General features: G+C 73.5%; 16 protein-coding genes. 13 read left to right on the forward strand and 3 right to left on the reverse strand.

Going from position 1 to position 15,056, the window contains the following annotated elements; genetic code table 11:
• Positions 1–74: 74 nt before the first annotated feature.
• Complete coding sequence (locus JS756_RS37090; protein ID WP_307791176.1) at positions 75–1,268, reverse strand: SAM-dependent methyltransferase; 1,194 nt, start codon at positions 1,266–1,268, stop codon at positions 75–77.
• Positions 1,269–1,386: 118 nt separating this feature from the next.
• On the opposite strand from JS756_RS37090, the gene JS756_RS29045 reads away from it, so the two are divergent.
• The 3 genes from JS756_RS29045 to JS756_RS29055 all read left to right on the forward strand — a co-directional run bounded on the left by JS756_RS29045 (position 1,387) and on the right by JS756_RS29055 (position 4,000).
• Positions 1,387–2,589 carry a sensor histidine kinase gene (locus JS756_RS29045; RefSeq protein WP_205386215.1) on the forward strand — a complete coding sequence of 401 codons (1,203 nt, stop codon included), beginning with the start codon at positions 1,387–1,389 and terminating at the stop codon, positions 2,587–2,589.
• Positions 2,590–2,663: 74 nt separating this feature from the next.
• Positions 2,664–3,335 carry a response regulator gene (locus JS756_RS29050; RefSeq protein WP_205386216.1) on the forward strand — a complete coding sequence of 224 codons (672 nt, stop codon included), beginning with the start codon at positions 2,664–2,666 and terminating at the stop codon, positions 3,333–3,335.
• 32 nt (positions 3,336–3,367) lie between these two features.
• A complete protein-coding gene (locus tag JS756_RS29055; protein WP_205386217.1) occupies positions 3,368–4,000 on the forward strand; it encodes an AAA family ATPase in 633 nt (210 codons plus the stop codon).
• Between the two features lie 153 nt (positions 4,001–4,153).
• Here JS756_RS29055 and JS756_RS29060 read toward each other — a convergent pair whose 3' ends face one another.
• Positions 4,154–5,404 (reverse strand): threonine aldolase family protein, encoded by a 1,251-nt coding sequence (locus tag JS756_RS29060; protein WP_205386218.1) that lies wholly within the window; start codon positions 5,402–5,404, stop codon positions 4,154–4,156.
• 184 nt (positions 5,405–5,588) lie between these two features.
• On the opposite strand from JS756_RS29060, the gene JS756_RS29065 reads away from it, so the two are divergent.
• The 10 genes from JS756_RS29065 to JS756_RS29110 all read left to right on the forward strand — a co-directional run bounded on the left by JS756_RS29065 (position 5,589) and on the right by JS756_RS29110 (position 13,970).
• Positions 5,589–6,554 carry a Rossmann-like and DUF2520 domain-containing protein gene (locus JS756_RS29065; RefSeq protein WP_205386219.1) on the forward strand — a complete coding sequence of 322 codons (966 nt, stop codon included), beginning with the start codon at positions 5,589–5,591 and terminating at the stop codon, positions 6,552–6,554.
• A complete protein-coding gene (gene panC, locus JS756_RS29070; RefSeq protein WP_205386220.1) occupies positions 6,551–7,543 on the forward strand; it encodes a pantoate--beta-alanine ligase in 993 nt (330 codons plus the stop codon). Before JS756_RS29065 ends, panC begins: the two co-directional genes overlap by 4 nt.
• Positions 7,540–9,306, forward strand: a complete 1,767-nt coding sequence (locus JS756_RS29075; RefSeq protein ID WP_205386221.1) for an L-aspartate oxidase — start codon at positions 7,540–7,542, stop codon at positions 9,304–9,306. Before panC ends, JS756_RS29075 begins: the two co-directional genes overlap by 4 nt.
• Positions 9,303–10,286, forward strand: a complete 984-nt coding sequence (nadC, locus tag JS756_RS29080; protein WP_205386222.1) for a carboxylating nicotinate-nucleotide diphosphorylase — start codon at positions 9,303–9,305, stop codon at positions 10,284–10,286. The genes JS756_RS29075 and nadC overlap by 4 nt, the downstream gene beginning before the upstream one ends.
• Before the next feature lie 5 nt (positions 10,287–10,291).
• Positions 10,292–11,089 carry a type III pantothenate kinase gene (locus tag JS756_RS29085; protein ID WP_205386223.1) on the forward strand — a complete coding sequence of 266 codons (798 nt, stop codon included), beginning with the start codon at positions 10,292–10,294 and terminating at the stop codon, positions 11,087–11,089.
• A gap of 193 nt (positions 11,090–11,282) precedes the next feature.
• On the forward strand, positions 11,283–11,966 hold the full coding sequence (locus JS756_RS29090) for a hypothetical protein (RefSeq protein WP_205386262.1): 684 nt from the start codon (positions 11,283–11,285) through the stop codon (positions 11,964–11,966).
• Between the two features lie 51 nt (positions 11,967–12,017).
• A complete protein-coding gene (locus tag JS756_RS29095; RefSeq protein WP_205386224.1) occupies positions 12,018–12,197 on the forward strand; it encodes a hypothetical protein in 180 nt (59 codons plus the stop codon).
• 217 nt (positions 12,198–12,414) lie between these two features.
• Positions 12,415–12,819: a BlaI/MecI/CopY family transcriptional regulator gene (locus JS756_RS29100; RefSeq protein ID WP_240204541.1), complete on the forward strand. Its 405-nt coding sequence runs from the start codon at positions 12,415–12,417 to the stop codon at positions 12,817–12,819.
• A 9-nt stretch (positions 12,820–12,828) separates the two neighbouring features.
• Complete coding sequence (locus JS756_RS29105; protein WP_205386226.1) at positions 12,829–13,377, forward strand: amino-acid N-acetyltransferase; 549 nt, start codon at positions 12,829–12,831, stop codon at positions 13,375–13,377.
• 257 nt (positions 13,378–13,634) lie between these two features.
• The gene (locus tag JS756_RS29110) at positions 13,635–13,970 is read left to right on the forward strand and encodes a histone-like nucleoid-structuring protein Lsr2 (RefSeq protein ID WP_205386227.1); all 336 of its coding nucleotides are present in this window, start codon (positions 13,635–13,637) and stop codon (positions 13,968–13,970) included.
• Here JS756_RS29110 and JS756_RS38590 read toward each other — a convergent pair.
• Positions 13,949–14,863 carry an SCO3374 family protein gene (locus tag JS756_RS38590; RefSeq protein WP_205386228.1) on the reverse strand — a complete coding sequence of 305 codons (915 nt, stop codon included), beginning with the start codon at positions 14,861–14,863 and terminating at the stop codon, positions 13,949–13,951. The two genes, JS756_RS29110 and JS756_RS38590, sit on opposite strands and share 22 nt — an antisense overlap.
• Positions 14,864–15,056: the final 193 nt, after the last annotated feature.

The following is a 15,056-nucleotide window of genomic DNA, read 5'->3' on the forward strand; positions in this document are numbered from 1 at the left end:
GGTCCGGTGCTACGGCCGGCCGGCGCCGGCCGACGCGGTGGTGCCGGCGGTTCGGGCGGTGGCGTCGGCAGGTGTCAGCGTACGGCGGTCGTGGGACCCAGCGGGTCGTCCGCGCCCACCGGCTGCACCAGCCACCCGAAGTCGCCCAGACCGCCCTCCGCGGTCAGCTCGGCGGCCTCTCCGGCGCTCGCGAGCGCCCGCACGTACGCCGCCGGATCGGTGGAGGCGAGCGCGAGCGGGGGGCGGGCGCCGCCCACGCCCAGGACGCGCAACGCATGGCGCTGCCGTAGCAGGCGCGCCTCCGGGAGAGCGTGTGCGCGGTCCGGACCCGCCGGGCGTGCACTTCTGGGCGCGGAGCGCGTGTTCGGTGTGTGCGCCGGGCGCTCGTACTGTGCGCGCGCTGACGGAACATCCTCCCGCGCCCCCGGGCTCGCAGCCGTTCCCGGGCTCGCGGTCGTCCCGGGCGCCCCGTGCTCGTTCCGCCCGCGCGCCGCGCAGGCGTCCAGCGCGACGTGCGCCGTGATGTCACACGACCCGTCCGGCACGGGCGCCGTCTCGCGCCCCTCCCGGAAGCCGGTCAGCGTGCCGAACGGGGGGCGCGCGTCCGCCGTGTGCGCGTAGTCCACGGCCACTGCCACCCCCCGGTCCACGCGTGCGACCACGGACGCCCAGGCCTCGTCCCGGGGCCACCCGATCTCCGCGCGCAGGCCCTCCTCCGACGGCAGCGGCCACCACTGCCGGAGCCACTGCGCGTCCGCCCCCGACACCGGCTCGCCGAGCTGTTCGGTCCCGTCCTCCCGGACGAGGACGAGCCGCGCGACACCGGCGGGGTCGGTCTCGGCGACGTCGACCGGGATGTTGTCGAGCCACTCGTTGGCGAACAGCAGGCCCGTGATCCCGTGCGGTACGTCGGCCCGCCAGACGATGCGCGGGTCGAGGCCGTCGGGCCGGGGTCCGGCGATCTCGACGGCGCACACCCGCGTGCGGGCGGCCACGCCCGCGGGCAGGGCGGCGAGCACCCCGGCGGCCAGTTCACCCCGTCCGGCCGCCATGTCCACGAAGTCCAGCCGGTCGGGCCGTCCCAGTGCCTCGTCGACCAGGCACAGCAGCCGCGCCACGGCCCGCGCGAACAGCGGCGAGGCGTGCACCGACGTGCGGAAGTGCCCGGCCGGGCCCTCCGGCCGGCGGTAGAAGCCGGCCGGTCCGTACAGGGCCGTCTCGCCCGCGGTCCGCCAGCCGCACCACTCGTCCGTCGCCTCGTGCACCACCCGGACAGACTAGGCGCACAGGAGATCGCCGCCTCCACCTTGCGGAGTACACGCATCCGATCCGGATCGGCCCTCCGGTTGACCCCTGCACGCATCCGCCTTCCCTACTCTGGGTTACGTGCAGCGCCTCTACGATTTTCTCCGCAGGCATCCGACCTGGGTCGACGGCTTCTGGGCCGTCGTCCTGCTCGGGATCTCGCTCGTGGCGGAGACGGCGAACCCGGAGACCACGGGAACCGGCTCCCCGGTCGTGGTCCTGCCGGTCGTGGTGCTGCTGTGCGCCACGGTCGCGCTGCGGCGCCGCTGGCCGGAGCGGATGCTGCTGCTGGCCATCGCGCTCGGCGTCGTCCAGGTGGCGCTGGACGTGGAGACGCGCGTCACGGACTTCGCCCTGCTGGTGATCGTCTACACGGTCGCCGCGACCGGTGCGCGCTGGGCGTCCCGGCTGGCACTGGCGACGGGGCTGGGGGCTGCGACCCTGGCGCAGCTGCGCTGGCCCAACGAACACACCGGCGTGCTGGGCGATCTCGCCATAGTGGTCTTCCAGACGGTGCCGTTCGCGCTCGCCTGGGTGCTCGGCGACTCGATCCGCACCCGGCGCGCGTACTACGCCCAGCTGGAGGAGCGGGCCACCCGTCTGGAGAAGGAGCGCGAGGCGCAGGCGAAGGTCGCGGTCGCCGCCGAGCGCGCCCGGATCGCGCGGGAGCTGCACGACGTCGTGGCGCACAACGTGTCGGTGATGGTGGTGCAGGCCGACGGCGCCGCCTATGTCCTCGACGCCGCGCCCGACCAGGCGAAGAAGGCCCTGGAGACGATCTCCTCCACCGGTCGGCAGGCCCTCGCCGAGATGCGCCGCCTGCTCGGCGTGCTGCGCACCGGTGAGCACCAGGAGGCCGGTGAGTACGTTCCGCAGCCCGGCGTCGAGCAGATCGAGGACCTGGTGGAGCAGTGCCGCGGCTCCGGCCTGCCGGTCGACTTCAAGGTCGAGGGGACGGCCCGCCCGCTGCCCAGCGGTGTGGAGCTGACGGCGTACCGCATCGTGCAGGAGGCGCTCACCAACACCCGCAAGCACGGTGGGGCGAACGCCGGCGCGAGCGTGCGGCTGGTCTACTTCGACGACGGTCTCGGTCTGCTGGTCGAGGACGACGGCAAGGGCGCCCCGCACGAGCTGTACGAGGAGGGCGGCTTCGACGGCCAGGGCCACGGCCTGATCGGGATGCGCGAGCGGGTCGGTATGGTCGGCGGCACCCTGGACGCGGGCCCGCGTCCCGGCGGAGGATTCCGCATCAGCGCCCTGCTGCCGCTCAAACCGGCGCACTGACGCCACCGCACGCCCCTTGTCGACACCTGTAACGGCCGTGCCGAACGGCCTGGACGGACACGGAAGAGGACCCGATGACGATCCGCGTGATGCTCGTCGACGACCAGGTGCTGCTGCGCACCGGGTTCCGGATGGTGCTCGCCGCCCAGCCGGACATGGAGGTCGTCGCGGAGGCGGGTGACGGGGTCGAGGCCCTGCAGGTGCTGCAGTCCACCGCCGTCGACGTCGTACTGATGGACGTGCGCATGCCGAAGCTGGACGGTGTGGAGACCACCCGCCGGATCTGCTCGGCACCGGATGCGCCGAAGGTGCTGATCCTGACCACCTTCGACCTCGACGAGTACGCCTTCTCCGGGCTGAAGGCGGGCGCCTCCGGATTCATGCTCAAGGACGTGCCGCCCGGCGAACTCCTGGCCGCGATCCGTGCCGTGCACAGCGGCGACGCGGTCGTCGCCCCGTCCACCACGCGCCGCCTGCTGGACCGGTTCGCACCGATGCTGCCCGACACCGGTCAGGAGCCCCGCCACAAGGAACTGGACCGGCTGACCGACCGCGAGCGCGAGGTGATGGTCCTGGTCGCCCAGGGCCTGTCCAACAGCGAGATCGCCGGCCGCCTGGTGCTGTCCGAGGCGACGGTGAAGACGCACGTGGGCCGCATCCTGACCAAGCTCGGCCTGCGGGACCGCGTCCAGGTGGTCGTCCTCGCCTACGAGACGGGCCTCGTACGGGCCGGCGGACACGGCTGACCGGAGGCTGCGCCGTCGGTAGGGTCTCCCGCATGCTCCTGTGGATCAACGGCCCCTTCGGGGGCGGCAAGACACAGACCGCACACGAGATCCAGCGCCGTCTGCCCGGCAGCGTGGTCTGCGACCCGGAGCACGCCGGCTTCGGTCTGCACCGCATGCTCCCGCCCGAACTCCGCGGGGACTTCCAGGACCTGAGGTCCTGGCGGCAGGGCGTGGTGGAGGTCCTCGACCTCGCCCTCACCCGCCGGGACGGCGTGGTGATCGCGCCCATGACGGTCACCGACTCCGGCCACTTCGCCGAGACCGTCGGCCGGCTGCGCGAACTCGGCCACGACGTACGCCACTTCGCCCTGCTCGCCGAGCGGGAGACCGTGCTCGCACGGCTGCGGGAGCGCGGCTTCGGGCATGCCCTGCGCCACGTCGCCGGGAAGGAAGCCGCGCTGCGGCGGGAGAGCTGGGCCGTGCAGCGGCTCGACCACTGCCTGGAGCGGCTGAGCGGGCCGGAGTTCGCCGAGCACCTGTGGACCGACCGGTCGACGGTCCCGAAGACCGCCGACCGGATCGCCGTCCTGGCCGGCCTGCGGCTGAGGCCCCACACCGAGGGGCGGGTGCGGACACGGCTCCAGCAGGCACGGGTGGGCCTGGGGCACATCCGGCGCGACTGAGTGCTGTGGGCATGTCCAGCAGGTCCCGCCGGGCCCGTGGCGCCCGGCACCGCACCTCGCCGCGTTGACGGAGTCGTCCATGTACGCCCCGTACGGGGAACCTCCGGTGCCCTGTGATGCGCGGCACCGGATGTCGCGGCGGAGCAGGCCGAGTCAGGCTTCCGAGGCCAGCCGGCGGACGAAGTCGGCGACCGCGGACCTCACGTCCTCAGGCGTCCACTCCAGGCCCGCCGCCCGCACGTACACCTCGGTGCAGGCCAGTCCCGGACCCTTGGCGTCCCAGCCGCCGGCGAAGAGGGCGATCCCCGTCTCCTCGACCGTCCGCACCGCCGCCTCGGCGACGACATCGGCGTCGTAGGGCAGCCACACCTGGAAGTCGTGGGTGTGCGGCACCTCGGGATGGACGCGCGCCCACGGCACCCCGGCCGCCGCGAACCCCTCGCGCAGGGCCCGGGCGACCACGCGCGCGTGCGCCACGTACTCGGGCAGCCGGGGCAACTCCCGCTCCAGCCCGATCAGCGCGGACAGGGCGGTCGGGAACTCCTGGAAGACCTGGCCGCCGTACCGGTGGCGCCACACCTTCGCCTCGGAGACGAGCCCCCGGGGGCCCGCGAGGACCGCGCCCCCGAGCCCGTCGAGCGATTTGTACAGCGAGACGTACACGCTGTCCGCCAGGCCCGCGATCTCCTCCAGGGGCCGGCCGAAGTGGACCGTGGACTCCCACAGGCGGGCGCCGTCGAAGTGCACCACCGCGTCGCGTTCCCGCGCCGCCGCCACCACCTCGGTCAGTTCCTCCCAGGACGGGAGCACGAAACCCGCGTCCCTGAGGGGGAGTTCCAGCATCAGGGCGCCGAACGGCTCGTCGAAGTCCCGGATCTCGGCTGCGGTCGGCAACCGGGGCTCGGTCGTGACCCTCACCGGCCGCAGACCGCTCACCTGGCTGAAGGCGTCCTGCTCGTGCCTTTCGGGATGGGAGAGCCCGTGCAGGGCGACGGTCGGGCTGCCGGTGCGGCCCGCCCAGCAGCGCAGGGCGATCTGCTGGGCCATCGTGCCCGTGGGGAAGAAGGCGGCGGCCTCGGTACCGAGCAGGGCGGCGACCTTCCCCTCCAGGGTCTCCACGACACCGCTGCCGTACATGTCCGAGCGCTCGTCGAGGTCGTACACGTCCCGCGCCGCGTCCAGCAGCGCCAGCCGTTCGCGGAGCGTGCCGAGGAACCCGAGGCGGGCGAGCGAGCGCGACGCGGCCCGGCACGCGGCGACGCGGCGCTCCCGCAGGTTCCTGAGCCGTTCCGCGTCCGGCAGCAGGCCCGTCGCCCGCTCCGTGCGGTCCGCGGTCCCCTCCGCCGCCCGGTCCTGCTGGTGCCCGGCCGCCTGCGGCCCGTGCCGCTCCGTCGTATCGCTCATGGCCGGGATCATCCCGCGCCCGCGTCCGGACGCGCACCCGCATTCCGGCCCCGCGCCTGTGCACGTACGGCGTGTGAACGCCCACAGCCTGTGGACGACCGGACGCCCTCCGAACCGATCGCGTTAACATGACGAGAAATCGTCCGGTACCCGGAGCGGACTGGAACGGGAAGGCTTCCGTCGCGTGAGTACAAGCCAGCAGCCAGATCCCCAGGGGCGCCCCGCGCGGCTCACCGTCGGCGTCGTCGGCGCCGGCCGAGTCGGCCCCGCACTCGCCGCCTCCCTCCAACTCGCCGGGCACCGCCCGGTCGCCGTCTCGGGCGTCTCCGACGCCTCCCGGCGGCGTGCCGAGCTGATGCTTCCGCACGTGCCCCTCGTCTCGCCCGCCGAGGTCCTGGAGCGCGCCGACCTGGTCCTGCTGACCGTCCCGGACGACGCCCTGCCCGGCCTGGTCACCGGCCTGGCCGAGACGGGGGCCGTACGCCCGGGCCAGTTGCTCGTGCACACCTCCGGGCGGTACGGCACCAGGGTCCTCGACCCGGCCCTGCGTGCGGGCGCGCTGCCGCTGGCCCTGCACCCGGCGATGACCTTCACCGGCACACCCGTCGACGTGCAGCGGCTGGCCGGCTGCTCGTTCGGCGTCACCGCCCCCGAGGAGCTGCGGCTGGCCGCCGAGGCCCTCGTCATCGAGATGGGCGGCGAACCGGAATGGATCGCCGAGCAGATGCGCCCGCTCTACCACGCGGCCCTCGCACTCGGCGCGAACCACCTGGTCACACTGGTCGCCCAGGCGATGGAGCTGCTGCGCGCGGCCGGTGTGGAGGCGCCCGACCGGATGCTCGGCCCCCTGCTCGGTGCCGCCCTCGACAATGCCCTGCGCTCCGGCGACGCCGCACTGACCGGGCCGGTCGCGCGCGGTGACGCCGGCACGGTCGCGGCCCATGTCGAGCAGCTGCGCACCCACTCGCCGCAGACCGTCGCCGGATATCTGGCGATGGCGCGGGCCACCGCCGACCGGGCCCTCGCCCACGGCCTGCTGAAGCCGGAACTCGCCGAGGACCTGCTGGGCGTCCTGGCCGACCGCCGTAGCGGCGCCGACGGCATCGACGGGACCGATGGCACCGACGGCTCCGAAGGGGATGCCCGATGACCACCACCCTGTTGCGCACTGCCGGCGAACTCCACGCACGCACGCGTGCGGGCCGCCGCGCCGTCGTGATGACCATGGGCGCCCTGCACGAGGGGCACGCCACGCTCGTCCGCTCAGCGCGGGAGATCGCCGGCCCGGACGGCGAGGTCGTGGTCACGGTCTTCGTCAACCCGCTGCAGTTCGGCGAGGGCGAGGACCTCGACCGCTACCCGCGCACCCTGGAGGCCGACCTGAAGGTCGCCGAGCAGGCGGGTGCCGACGCCGTCTTCGCGCCCTCCGCCGAGGAGGTCTACCCCGGCGGTGAGCCGCAGGTCCGCATCAGCGCGGGCCCCATGGGCGAGTGCCTGGAGGGGGCCTCCCGGCCGGGCCACTTCGACGGCATGCTCACCGTCGTCGCCAAGCTGCTCCACCTGACCCGTCCCGACGTGGCCCTCTTCGGACAGAAGGACGCGCAGCAGCTGGCGCTGATCCGCCGCATGGTGCGGGACCTCGACTTCGGCATGGAGATCGTCGGCGTCCCCACCGTGCGGGAGGACGACGGCCTGGCCCTGTCCAGCCGCAACCGCTACCTGTCCGCGCAGGAGCGCCGCACCGCGCTCGCGTTGTCCGGCGCGCTCTTCGCGGGCCGCGACCGGCACGCGGCGCAGGAGGCGCTGCGGGCACGCGCGCGTGAGGTGCCCGCCACGCACGCGCGTGCCGAGGCCCTCAGCGCCCTCGGCGAGTCCCGCGCCGCCGCCGACGCGCACGCCGTGGCGAAGGCGTCCCCGGGCGGACCGGCGGCCGTGCGCGCCGCGGCCCGCACGGTCCTCGACGACGCCGCGCGCCTGAACCCCCCGCTCGAACTGGACTACCTCGCGCTCGTCGACCCGTCCGACTTCACCGAGATCGGGGACGACTTCACCGGCGAGGCCGTCCTCGCCGTCGCCGCCCGGGTCGGGACGACCCGGCTGATCGACAACCTCCCCCTCACCTTCGGAGCCGCCTCGTGACCAGCACAGGCATACGACTGCACGCGCCCGCGCCCGGGTGGTCCATCGACGCCGACGTCGTGGTCGTCGGATCCGGCGTGGCCGGTCTCACCGCGGCCCTGCGCTGCGAGGCGGCCGGGCTGAACACCGTCGTGGTCACCAAGGCCCGCCTCGACGACGGCTCCACGCGCTGGGCCCAGGGCGGCATCGCCGCCGCGCTGGGCGAGGGCGACACCCCCGAGCAGCACCTCGACGACACGCTGGTGGCGGGCGTGGGCCTGTGCGACGCCGACGCGGTGCGCATCCTGGTCACCGAGGGCCCCGACGCCGTACGGCGGCTGATCGCGACCGGCGCCCGCTTCGACGAGTCCTCGGCCGGAGGCCTGGACCTGACCCGTGAGGGCGGCCATCACCGCCGCCGCATCGCCCACGCGGGCGGCGACGCGACCGGCGCGGAGGTGTCCCGAGCGCTCGTCGAGGCCGTGCACGCGGCCGGGACGGACGAGCGCGGCACGCTCCCGGGCCCGGAGGGCGGGCGGCGGCGGGCGGGGCTGCGCACGATCGAGAACGCGCTCGTGCTGGACCTGCTCACCGACGCCGACGGCCGCACGGCCGGCGTCACCCTGCACGTGATGGGCGAGGGCCAGCACGACGGCGTGGGCGCCGTGCACGCGCCCGCGGTGGTTCTCGCCACCGGCGGCATGGGGCAGGTGTTCTCCGCGACCACGAACCCGTCCGTGTCGACCGGTGACGGCGTGGCGCTCGCCCTGCGTGCGGGCGCGGAGGTCTCCGACCTCGAATTCGTGCAGTTCCACCCGACGGTGCTCTTCCTGGGACCGGACGTCGAGGGTCAGCAGCCGCTGGTCTCCGAGGCGGTACGCGGCGAGGGCGCCCACCTGGTCGACGCCGACGGCGTGCGGTTCATGGTCGGGCAGCACGAACTGGCCGAGCTGGCCCCCCGGGACGTCGTCGCCAAGGGCATCCTGCGCCGCATGCGGCAGCAGGACGCCGAGCACATGTTCCTCGACGCCCGCCACTTCGGCGCGGAGATGTGGGAGCACCGCTTCCCGACGATCCTCGCCGCCTGCCGCGCCCACGGCATCGACCCCGTCCACGAGCCGATCCCGATCGCCCCGGCCGCCCACTACGCCTCCGGCGGCGTGCGCACCGACTCCCACGGCCGTACGACCGTGCCCGGCCTGTACGCGTGCGGCGAGGTCGCGTGCACCGGTGTGCACGGCGCGAACCGGCTCGCCTCCAACTCCCTCCTGGAGGGCCTGGTCTACGCCGAGCGCATCGCCGACGACATCACGGGGGCGCACGCCGGGAACGGCCTGCGCGCGGGTGTGCCGCAGCCGGTCCCCCACCCGGAGCGCCCCGCGCACCCGCTGCTGGCGCCGGAGGCGCGGTTCGCCATCCAGCGGACCATGACCGACGGCGCGGGCGTGCTGCGCTCCGCCGAGTCGCTCCGGCAGGCCGCCGACCGGCTCCAGCGACTGCACACCGAGGCCCGCGACGCGCTGGAGGAGAACGGCAAGACCGCCGAGCCGGGAGTGGACACCTGGGAGGCCACCAACCTCCTGTGCGTGGCCCGTGCCCTGGTCGCCGCGGCGAGCGCGCGCGAGGAGACCCGCGGCTGCCACTGGCGCGAGGACCTGCCGGACCGCGACGACGCCCGCTGGCGCCGCCACATCGTCGTACGGCTGAACCCGGACCGCACCCTGGCCGTGCACTCCACGGACTCCGCCGACTTCCCCCCGACCCAGCGTCCCCAGGAGCAGTGACAGAAGTGAGCAACGACCTTCCCCTCGTCCAGAGCGGCGGCTGCGGCGACGGCTGCGGCTGCGGCGACGGCACCGACGAGGCATACCTGGAGTGCGGGCTCGACCCCGCGCTCGCGCAGCTCCTGGCCGACGCCGGACTCGACCCCGTCGAGGTCGAGGACATCGCCAACGTGGCCGTCCAGGAGGACCTCGACCACGGCGTGGACGTGACGACCGTCGCGACCATCCCCGAGGACGCGGTCGCCACCGCCGACTTCGTCGCCCGGGAGGCGGGCGTCGCGGCCGGTCTGAGGGTCGCCGAGGCGGTCCTGTCCGTGGTGTGCACCGACGAGTTCGAGGTCGAGCGGCACGTCGAGGACGGCGACCGGGTGGAGGCCGGGCAGAAGCTGCTGTCGGTCACCTCGCGCACCCGCGACCTGCTCACCGCCGAGCGCAGCGCCCTGAACATCCTCTGCCGCCTGTCGGGCATCGCGACCGCCACGCGCGCATGGGCGGACGCCCTGGAGGGCACCAAGGCGCGCGTGCGTGACACCCGCAAGACGACCCCGGGGCTGCGCTCCCTGGAGAAGTTCGCGGTGCGCTGCGGCGGAGGCGTCAACCACCGCATGTCGCTGTCCGACGCGGCTCTGGTGAAGGACAACCACGTGGTCGCCGCGGGCGGCGTCGCCCGGGCCTTCGAGGCGGTACGGGAGGCCTTCCCGGAGGTGCCGATCGAGGTCGAGGTCGACACCCTGCACCAGCTGCGCGAGGTCGTCGACGCCGGCGCGGACCTGATCCTGCTGGACAACTTCACGCCCGGCGAGTGCGAGGAGGCCGTCGGGCTGGTGGGCGGGCGGGCGCTGCTGGAGGCGTCGGGCCGGCTGACGCTCCGGACGGCGCGCGCCTACGCCGACACGGGCGTCGACTTCCTCGCCGTAGGCGCTCTGACCCACTCGTCGCCGATCCTCGACATCGGCCTGGACCTGCGCGGGGCGGAGTAACAGCCATGCTCCTCACGATCGACGTCGGGAACACGCACACCGTTCTGGGCCTCTTCGACGGTGAGGACATCGTCGAGCACTGGCGCATCTCCACGGACGCGCGCCGCACCGCCGACGAGCTGGCCGTACTGCTCCAGGGCCTGATGGGCATGCATCCCCTGCTCGGCGACGAGCTGGGTGACGGCATCGACGGCATCGCGATCTGCGCGACCGTGCCGTCGGTGCTGCACGAACTGCGCGAGGTGACGCGCCGCTACTACGGCGACGTGCCGGCCGTCCTCGTGGAGCCGGGCGTGAAGACGGGCGTGCCGATCCTGACCGACAACCCCAAGGAGGTCGGCGCCGACCGCATCATCAACGCCGTCGCGGCCGTCGACCTGTACGGCGGGCCGGCGATCGTCGTCGACTTCGGCACGGCGACGACGTTCGACGCTGTCAGCGCGCGCGGGGAGTACGTCGGCGGTGTCATCGCGCCCGGCATCGAGATCTCCGTCGAGGCACTGGGCGTCAAGGGCGCCCAGCTGCGGAAGATCGAGGTGGCCCGGCCGCGCAGTGTGATCGGCAAGAACACCGTCGAGGCGATGCAGGCCGGCATCGTCTACGGGTTCGCCGGGCAGGTCGACGGCGTCGTCAGCCGGATGGCGCGCGAGCTCGCCGACGACCCCGCGGACGTGACGGTGATCGCCACCGGCGGCCTCGCCCCGATGGTGCTGGGAGAGTCCGCGGTGATCGACGAGCACGAGCCGTGGCTGACGCTGATCGGCCTCCGCCTGGTCTACGAGCGGAACGTGTCCCGCATGTGAGCCCCCGCCCGTCCCGGTGCACGCGCCGACCGCGCGTGCGCCGGGACGGGGTGGTGACCGTCTGTGGTCGGGACCTCCAGGCGGGTGGCTCGCGGCGCCACGCCCGCGCGTCACACCCGCACCATGTGTCGGGTTTGTCCGATTAGCGCGTATCGTCGGCTGCATGCCCACGCCATACGGATCCCGCGGCGGCATGGCGTTCGGTGTGGAGGAGCTGCGTGTGCTCCGCCGCGCCCTCGCCCTCGCCCTCCATCCCGGTACCGCCTCAGCCGAGGACGTGCAGGACTGCCTCCGGCTCGCCGAGTCGCTGGACGAGGCGACGCGGGAGGGGGTCAGGCTGCGCGCCTTTCTCGTGGCCGACCTCGGCCGCTACCGTGCCGCCCTGCCCGGAACCGCCGCCGGCTACCTCACGCTCCTGGAGGAAGCGCTGGGTGCCGGGTACCGGCCGGTCGCGGACGACCTCGCCGCGCTGCGCGCGCTGCGTGGAAACCCGGCGGCGGCGGTCCTGCTGGAGCGCTGCCAGGCCCTCGCCGAACAGGACGTACGCACGCGCCTGGCGCGCGGAACGGCCCGTCCCGGCGCCCTCCCCGACGTTCCCGCCGTTCCCCCCTCACGCGCGCGCCTGCTGGCCCTTCCGGGCGGCCTCGCCGCGGACCTGCCCGCCGCCGTGGGGGAAACGGCCGGAAAGCCCGCCGGGAACGGTGAGCCGCAGCGGAAGCCCTCCGAGAAGCCCGCCGGGCCCGGCCCCCGCCCCGCGGCGCCGAAGCCGGAGCCGGGACCCGCCCGCAAGCCCGTTCCGACGCCGGGCGAGGTCTTTCCCCGCCGCAAGCCGACGCCGCCGCCGGAGCACCCGCCCCAGCAGCTCGCGGCAGGCTGATTCGCCCCACCCCGCCCGAAACCCCCCACCCCGCGTGGCTACTCTTGAGCCATGGACTACGTCTCCGCGCTCGTGCCCCCGCTCGTCATGGCCGTGTTCTTCGTCGGCGTGATCCGGGTGATCGTGAAGACCCAGGGCGGGTCCAACAAGGCCAAGGAGGACGCGGCGGTCGACGCCGTGCTGGCCCGCGCCGAGGGCGCCCGCCGGACCTCCCCCGGCACCGACGCCTGAGGCCGGCGCGCCGCAGGGCGTGCCGACCTCAGGGGCCGCCTCGCCGGCGGCCCCTCGACCGGCGTACGGTGTCCGCCCGCGTGCGTACCCGTGGAGTCGTACGCCCCTTTCGCCCCCGTTCGGGCCTGAACGTGCACGTCCGGCACGCCAGGGCCGACATCTCCCACTATGGTGCTGAGTTGTGCCTCGCCCATTGGGAGAACTCGAAGACGCGGTCATGACACGGGTGTGGAAGTGGAACCGCCCTGTCACCGTTCGAGAAGTCCTGGAAGACCTCCAGCAGGAACGGTCGATCGCCTACACCACGGTGATGACCGTTTTGGACAATCTCCATCAGAAGGGCTGGGTCCGCCGTGAGGCGGAAGGCCGGGCCTATCGATATGAGGCGGTCTCCACCAGGGCCGCCTACGCGGCGGCGCTCATGAACGACGCCTGGGCGCAGAGCGACAACCCCGCCGCCGCGCTCGTCGCCTTCTTCGGCATGATGAGCGACGAACAGCGCCAGGCCCTGCGTGATGCACTGCGCATCGTCGGTGACGGCGAAACATCCTCGGAACCCGCACCCGGCGGGGAAGCCGGTGCGGAGAACCCCGGCTCGGCATCCGGGGGTGGCGGGCGATAGCGTCCGCTCATGTCAGCAGAGAGTCCCTCCGCCGAGAGTCGCGAGGCCACGACTAAAGCCATCACGGTCCGGCGGGCCCGCACCAGCGATGTTCCCGCCGTCCGCCGGCTCCTGGACGCGTACGTCCGCGGCGGCATCCTGCTCGACAAAGCGACGGTGACGCTTTACGAGGACATCCAGGAGTTCTGGGTCGCGGAACGGGACGACAACGCCGAGGTCGTCGGCTGTGGCGCCCTGCACGTGATGTGGGAAGACCTGGCCGAAGTCCGCACTCTCGCGGTGAAGCCCGGCCTGAAGGGCGCCGGCGTCGGTCATCGGGTGCTGGAGAAGTTGCTGCAGACCGCCCGCTGGCTCGGTGTTCGCCGCGTTTTCTGTCTGACCTTCGAAGTCGACTTCTTCGGCAAGCACGGCTTCGTGGAGATCGGCGAGACGCCGGTCGACACCGATGTCTACGCAGAGCTGATGCGTTCCTATGACGAGGGCGTCGCGGAGTTCCTCGGCCTCGAACGAGTGAAACCCAACACCTTGGGCAACAGCCGGATGCTTCTGCATCTGTGATCGTCAACGGGCGCCGGCATCTGACAGAGGGATCTGCCGCCTATTCCGCTCGGCTGCGCCTGCCCCGGTTCCCTATGTCCGAAACGCGCACCTTTCCGGTCCGGAGGAGGCAGCCGGTCTCCGCCGGGGGTTTGTGTTTTTCCAGCAAAAGCGGTTTGCTTTCCGACGTACTGCAGTACTGCATATAACAAGGGGCGGCGAAACGGCGGGACGCCGCGGGGCCCCATGCCCTCACGTTATCGATGAAAGGAAATCCGGTGGCACAGAAGGTTCAGGTCCTTCTTGTCGACGACCTCGACGGCGGCGAGGCGGACGAGACCGTGACGTTCGCGCTGGACGGCAAGACGTACGAGATCGACCTCACGACCGACAATGCGGACAAGCTGCGCGGCCTTCTCGAGCCCTATCTGAAGGGCGGTCGCCGTACCGGAGGCCGCGCCTCTGGCGGGCGTGGAAAGGCGCGTGCCGCTTCCGGCGGCAACCAGGACACGGCTGCGATCCGCGCCTGGGCGAAGGAGAACGGTTTCGAGGTCAACGACCGCGGCCGTGTCCCGGCGTCCATCCGCGAGGCCTACGAGAAGGCCAACGGCTGAGCACAGGTACGCCTCAGCCGGATCCGGTGGCAGTGCGTGGCCACCGTGTCCACGAGCCGTACCAGATCCGGGGTGCCGCCGGTGCTCCCCAGGGCGGTCAACGACGGGAGCGAGGCCTCGACCTCGCGTCCCGGCACGGGGGGCCGCAGCCACACGGTGGTCGGCTGCACCGTGTCCGAGCGACTCAGGGTCAGCGATTCCGGTTCGGGGGAGCCGGACGCCGGCCCGGGGTCCGGAGGTGCAGGCGCCGGCCCGGGGTCCGGAGGTGCAGGCGCCACGGAGCGGGGGCCGTATGCCTCCGCCGCGTCCCACGCCGCGGTGCGTGCCGACGCCGTGCCCCGTGATCCCGGTGCCGCATGTGCCGCGCTCGGTTCGGTGTCGTGTCCGTCCTGTCCGTTGCGCCTGTCCTGCGTGTCCGGGCCCCTGCCGGGGCCGCGGTGCGCGGTGTGCGACGGCCCGGAGGCCGGCCGGGGCCAGGAGCGCCGGGAGGGCTCGGGGATCCCGGAGGGCCTGGTGAGTCCGGCGGGTGGCGGCGGCGCGTCCATCTTCGCGCCCGTGCCGAGGGCCCTCAGGTCCAGCGGCAGGCCACCCCACTCCAGCCACTCCAGCAGGCCCGGCAGCTCCTCCGCGCTGCCCGCGGCCACGAGCAGGGCCATCCGGTCGCCCCTCAGGGCAACCGGACAGCCCGCGGGCACACGCTGCAGCGCGGCACGGCCCGCCTGCGCCGGAACGTCCAGTACGTCGAAGCGCACGCCCAGCGGCAGCCTCAGCGGCTCCCCGGGCACCGTCGGCCACCCCAGTTCGTTCTCGTACCAGCGCCGCACCCGGGTGTTCGCCCCGGGCGGTCGGCGGGGAGGAGGGACCGTGGGCCATGGAGGTGCTGCGCCAGCCATGCCACGTGCAACCGCCGGAAGGCCGTTCGGGTTACGCTGGGTGTTCCGCTGTGCGCCGAGCGTGCTGTTCGAGCGGGCGGGCCGGGGTGCCGGGAGGCGCAAGGTTGTTCGCCCATAGCGGAGGGGACCGGTGCACGCGGCATGGACCGTCGGTGGCTGCGGGTAAGACATCCCTAGTGGGAGGGGGCGACAC

Origin of the sequence: Streptomyces actuosus (assembly GCF_016921115.1) — a bacterium.
Classification (GTDB): domain Bacteria; phylum Actinomycetota; class Actinomycetes; order Streptomycetales; family Streptomycetaceae; genus Streptomyces; species Streptomyces actuosus_A.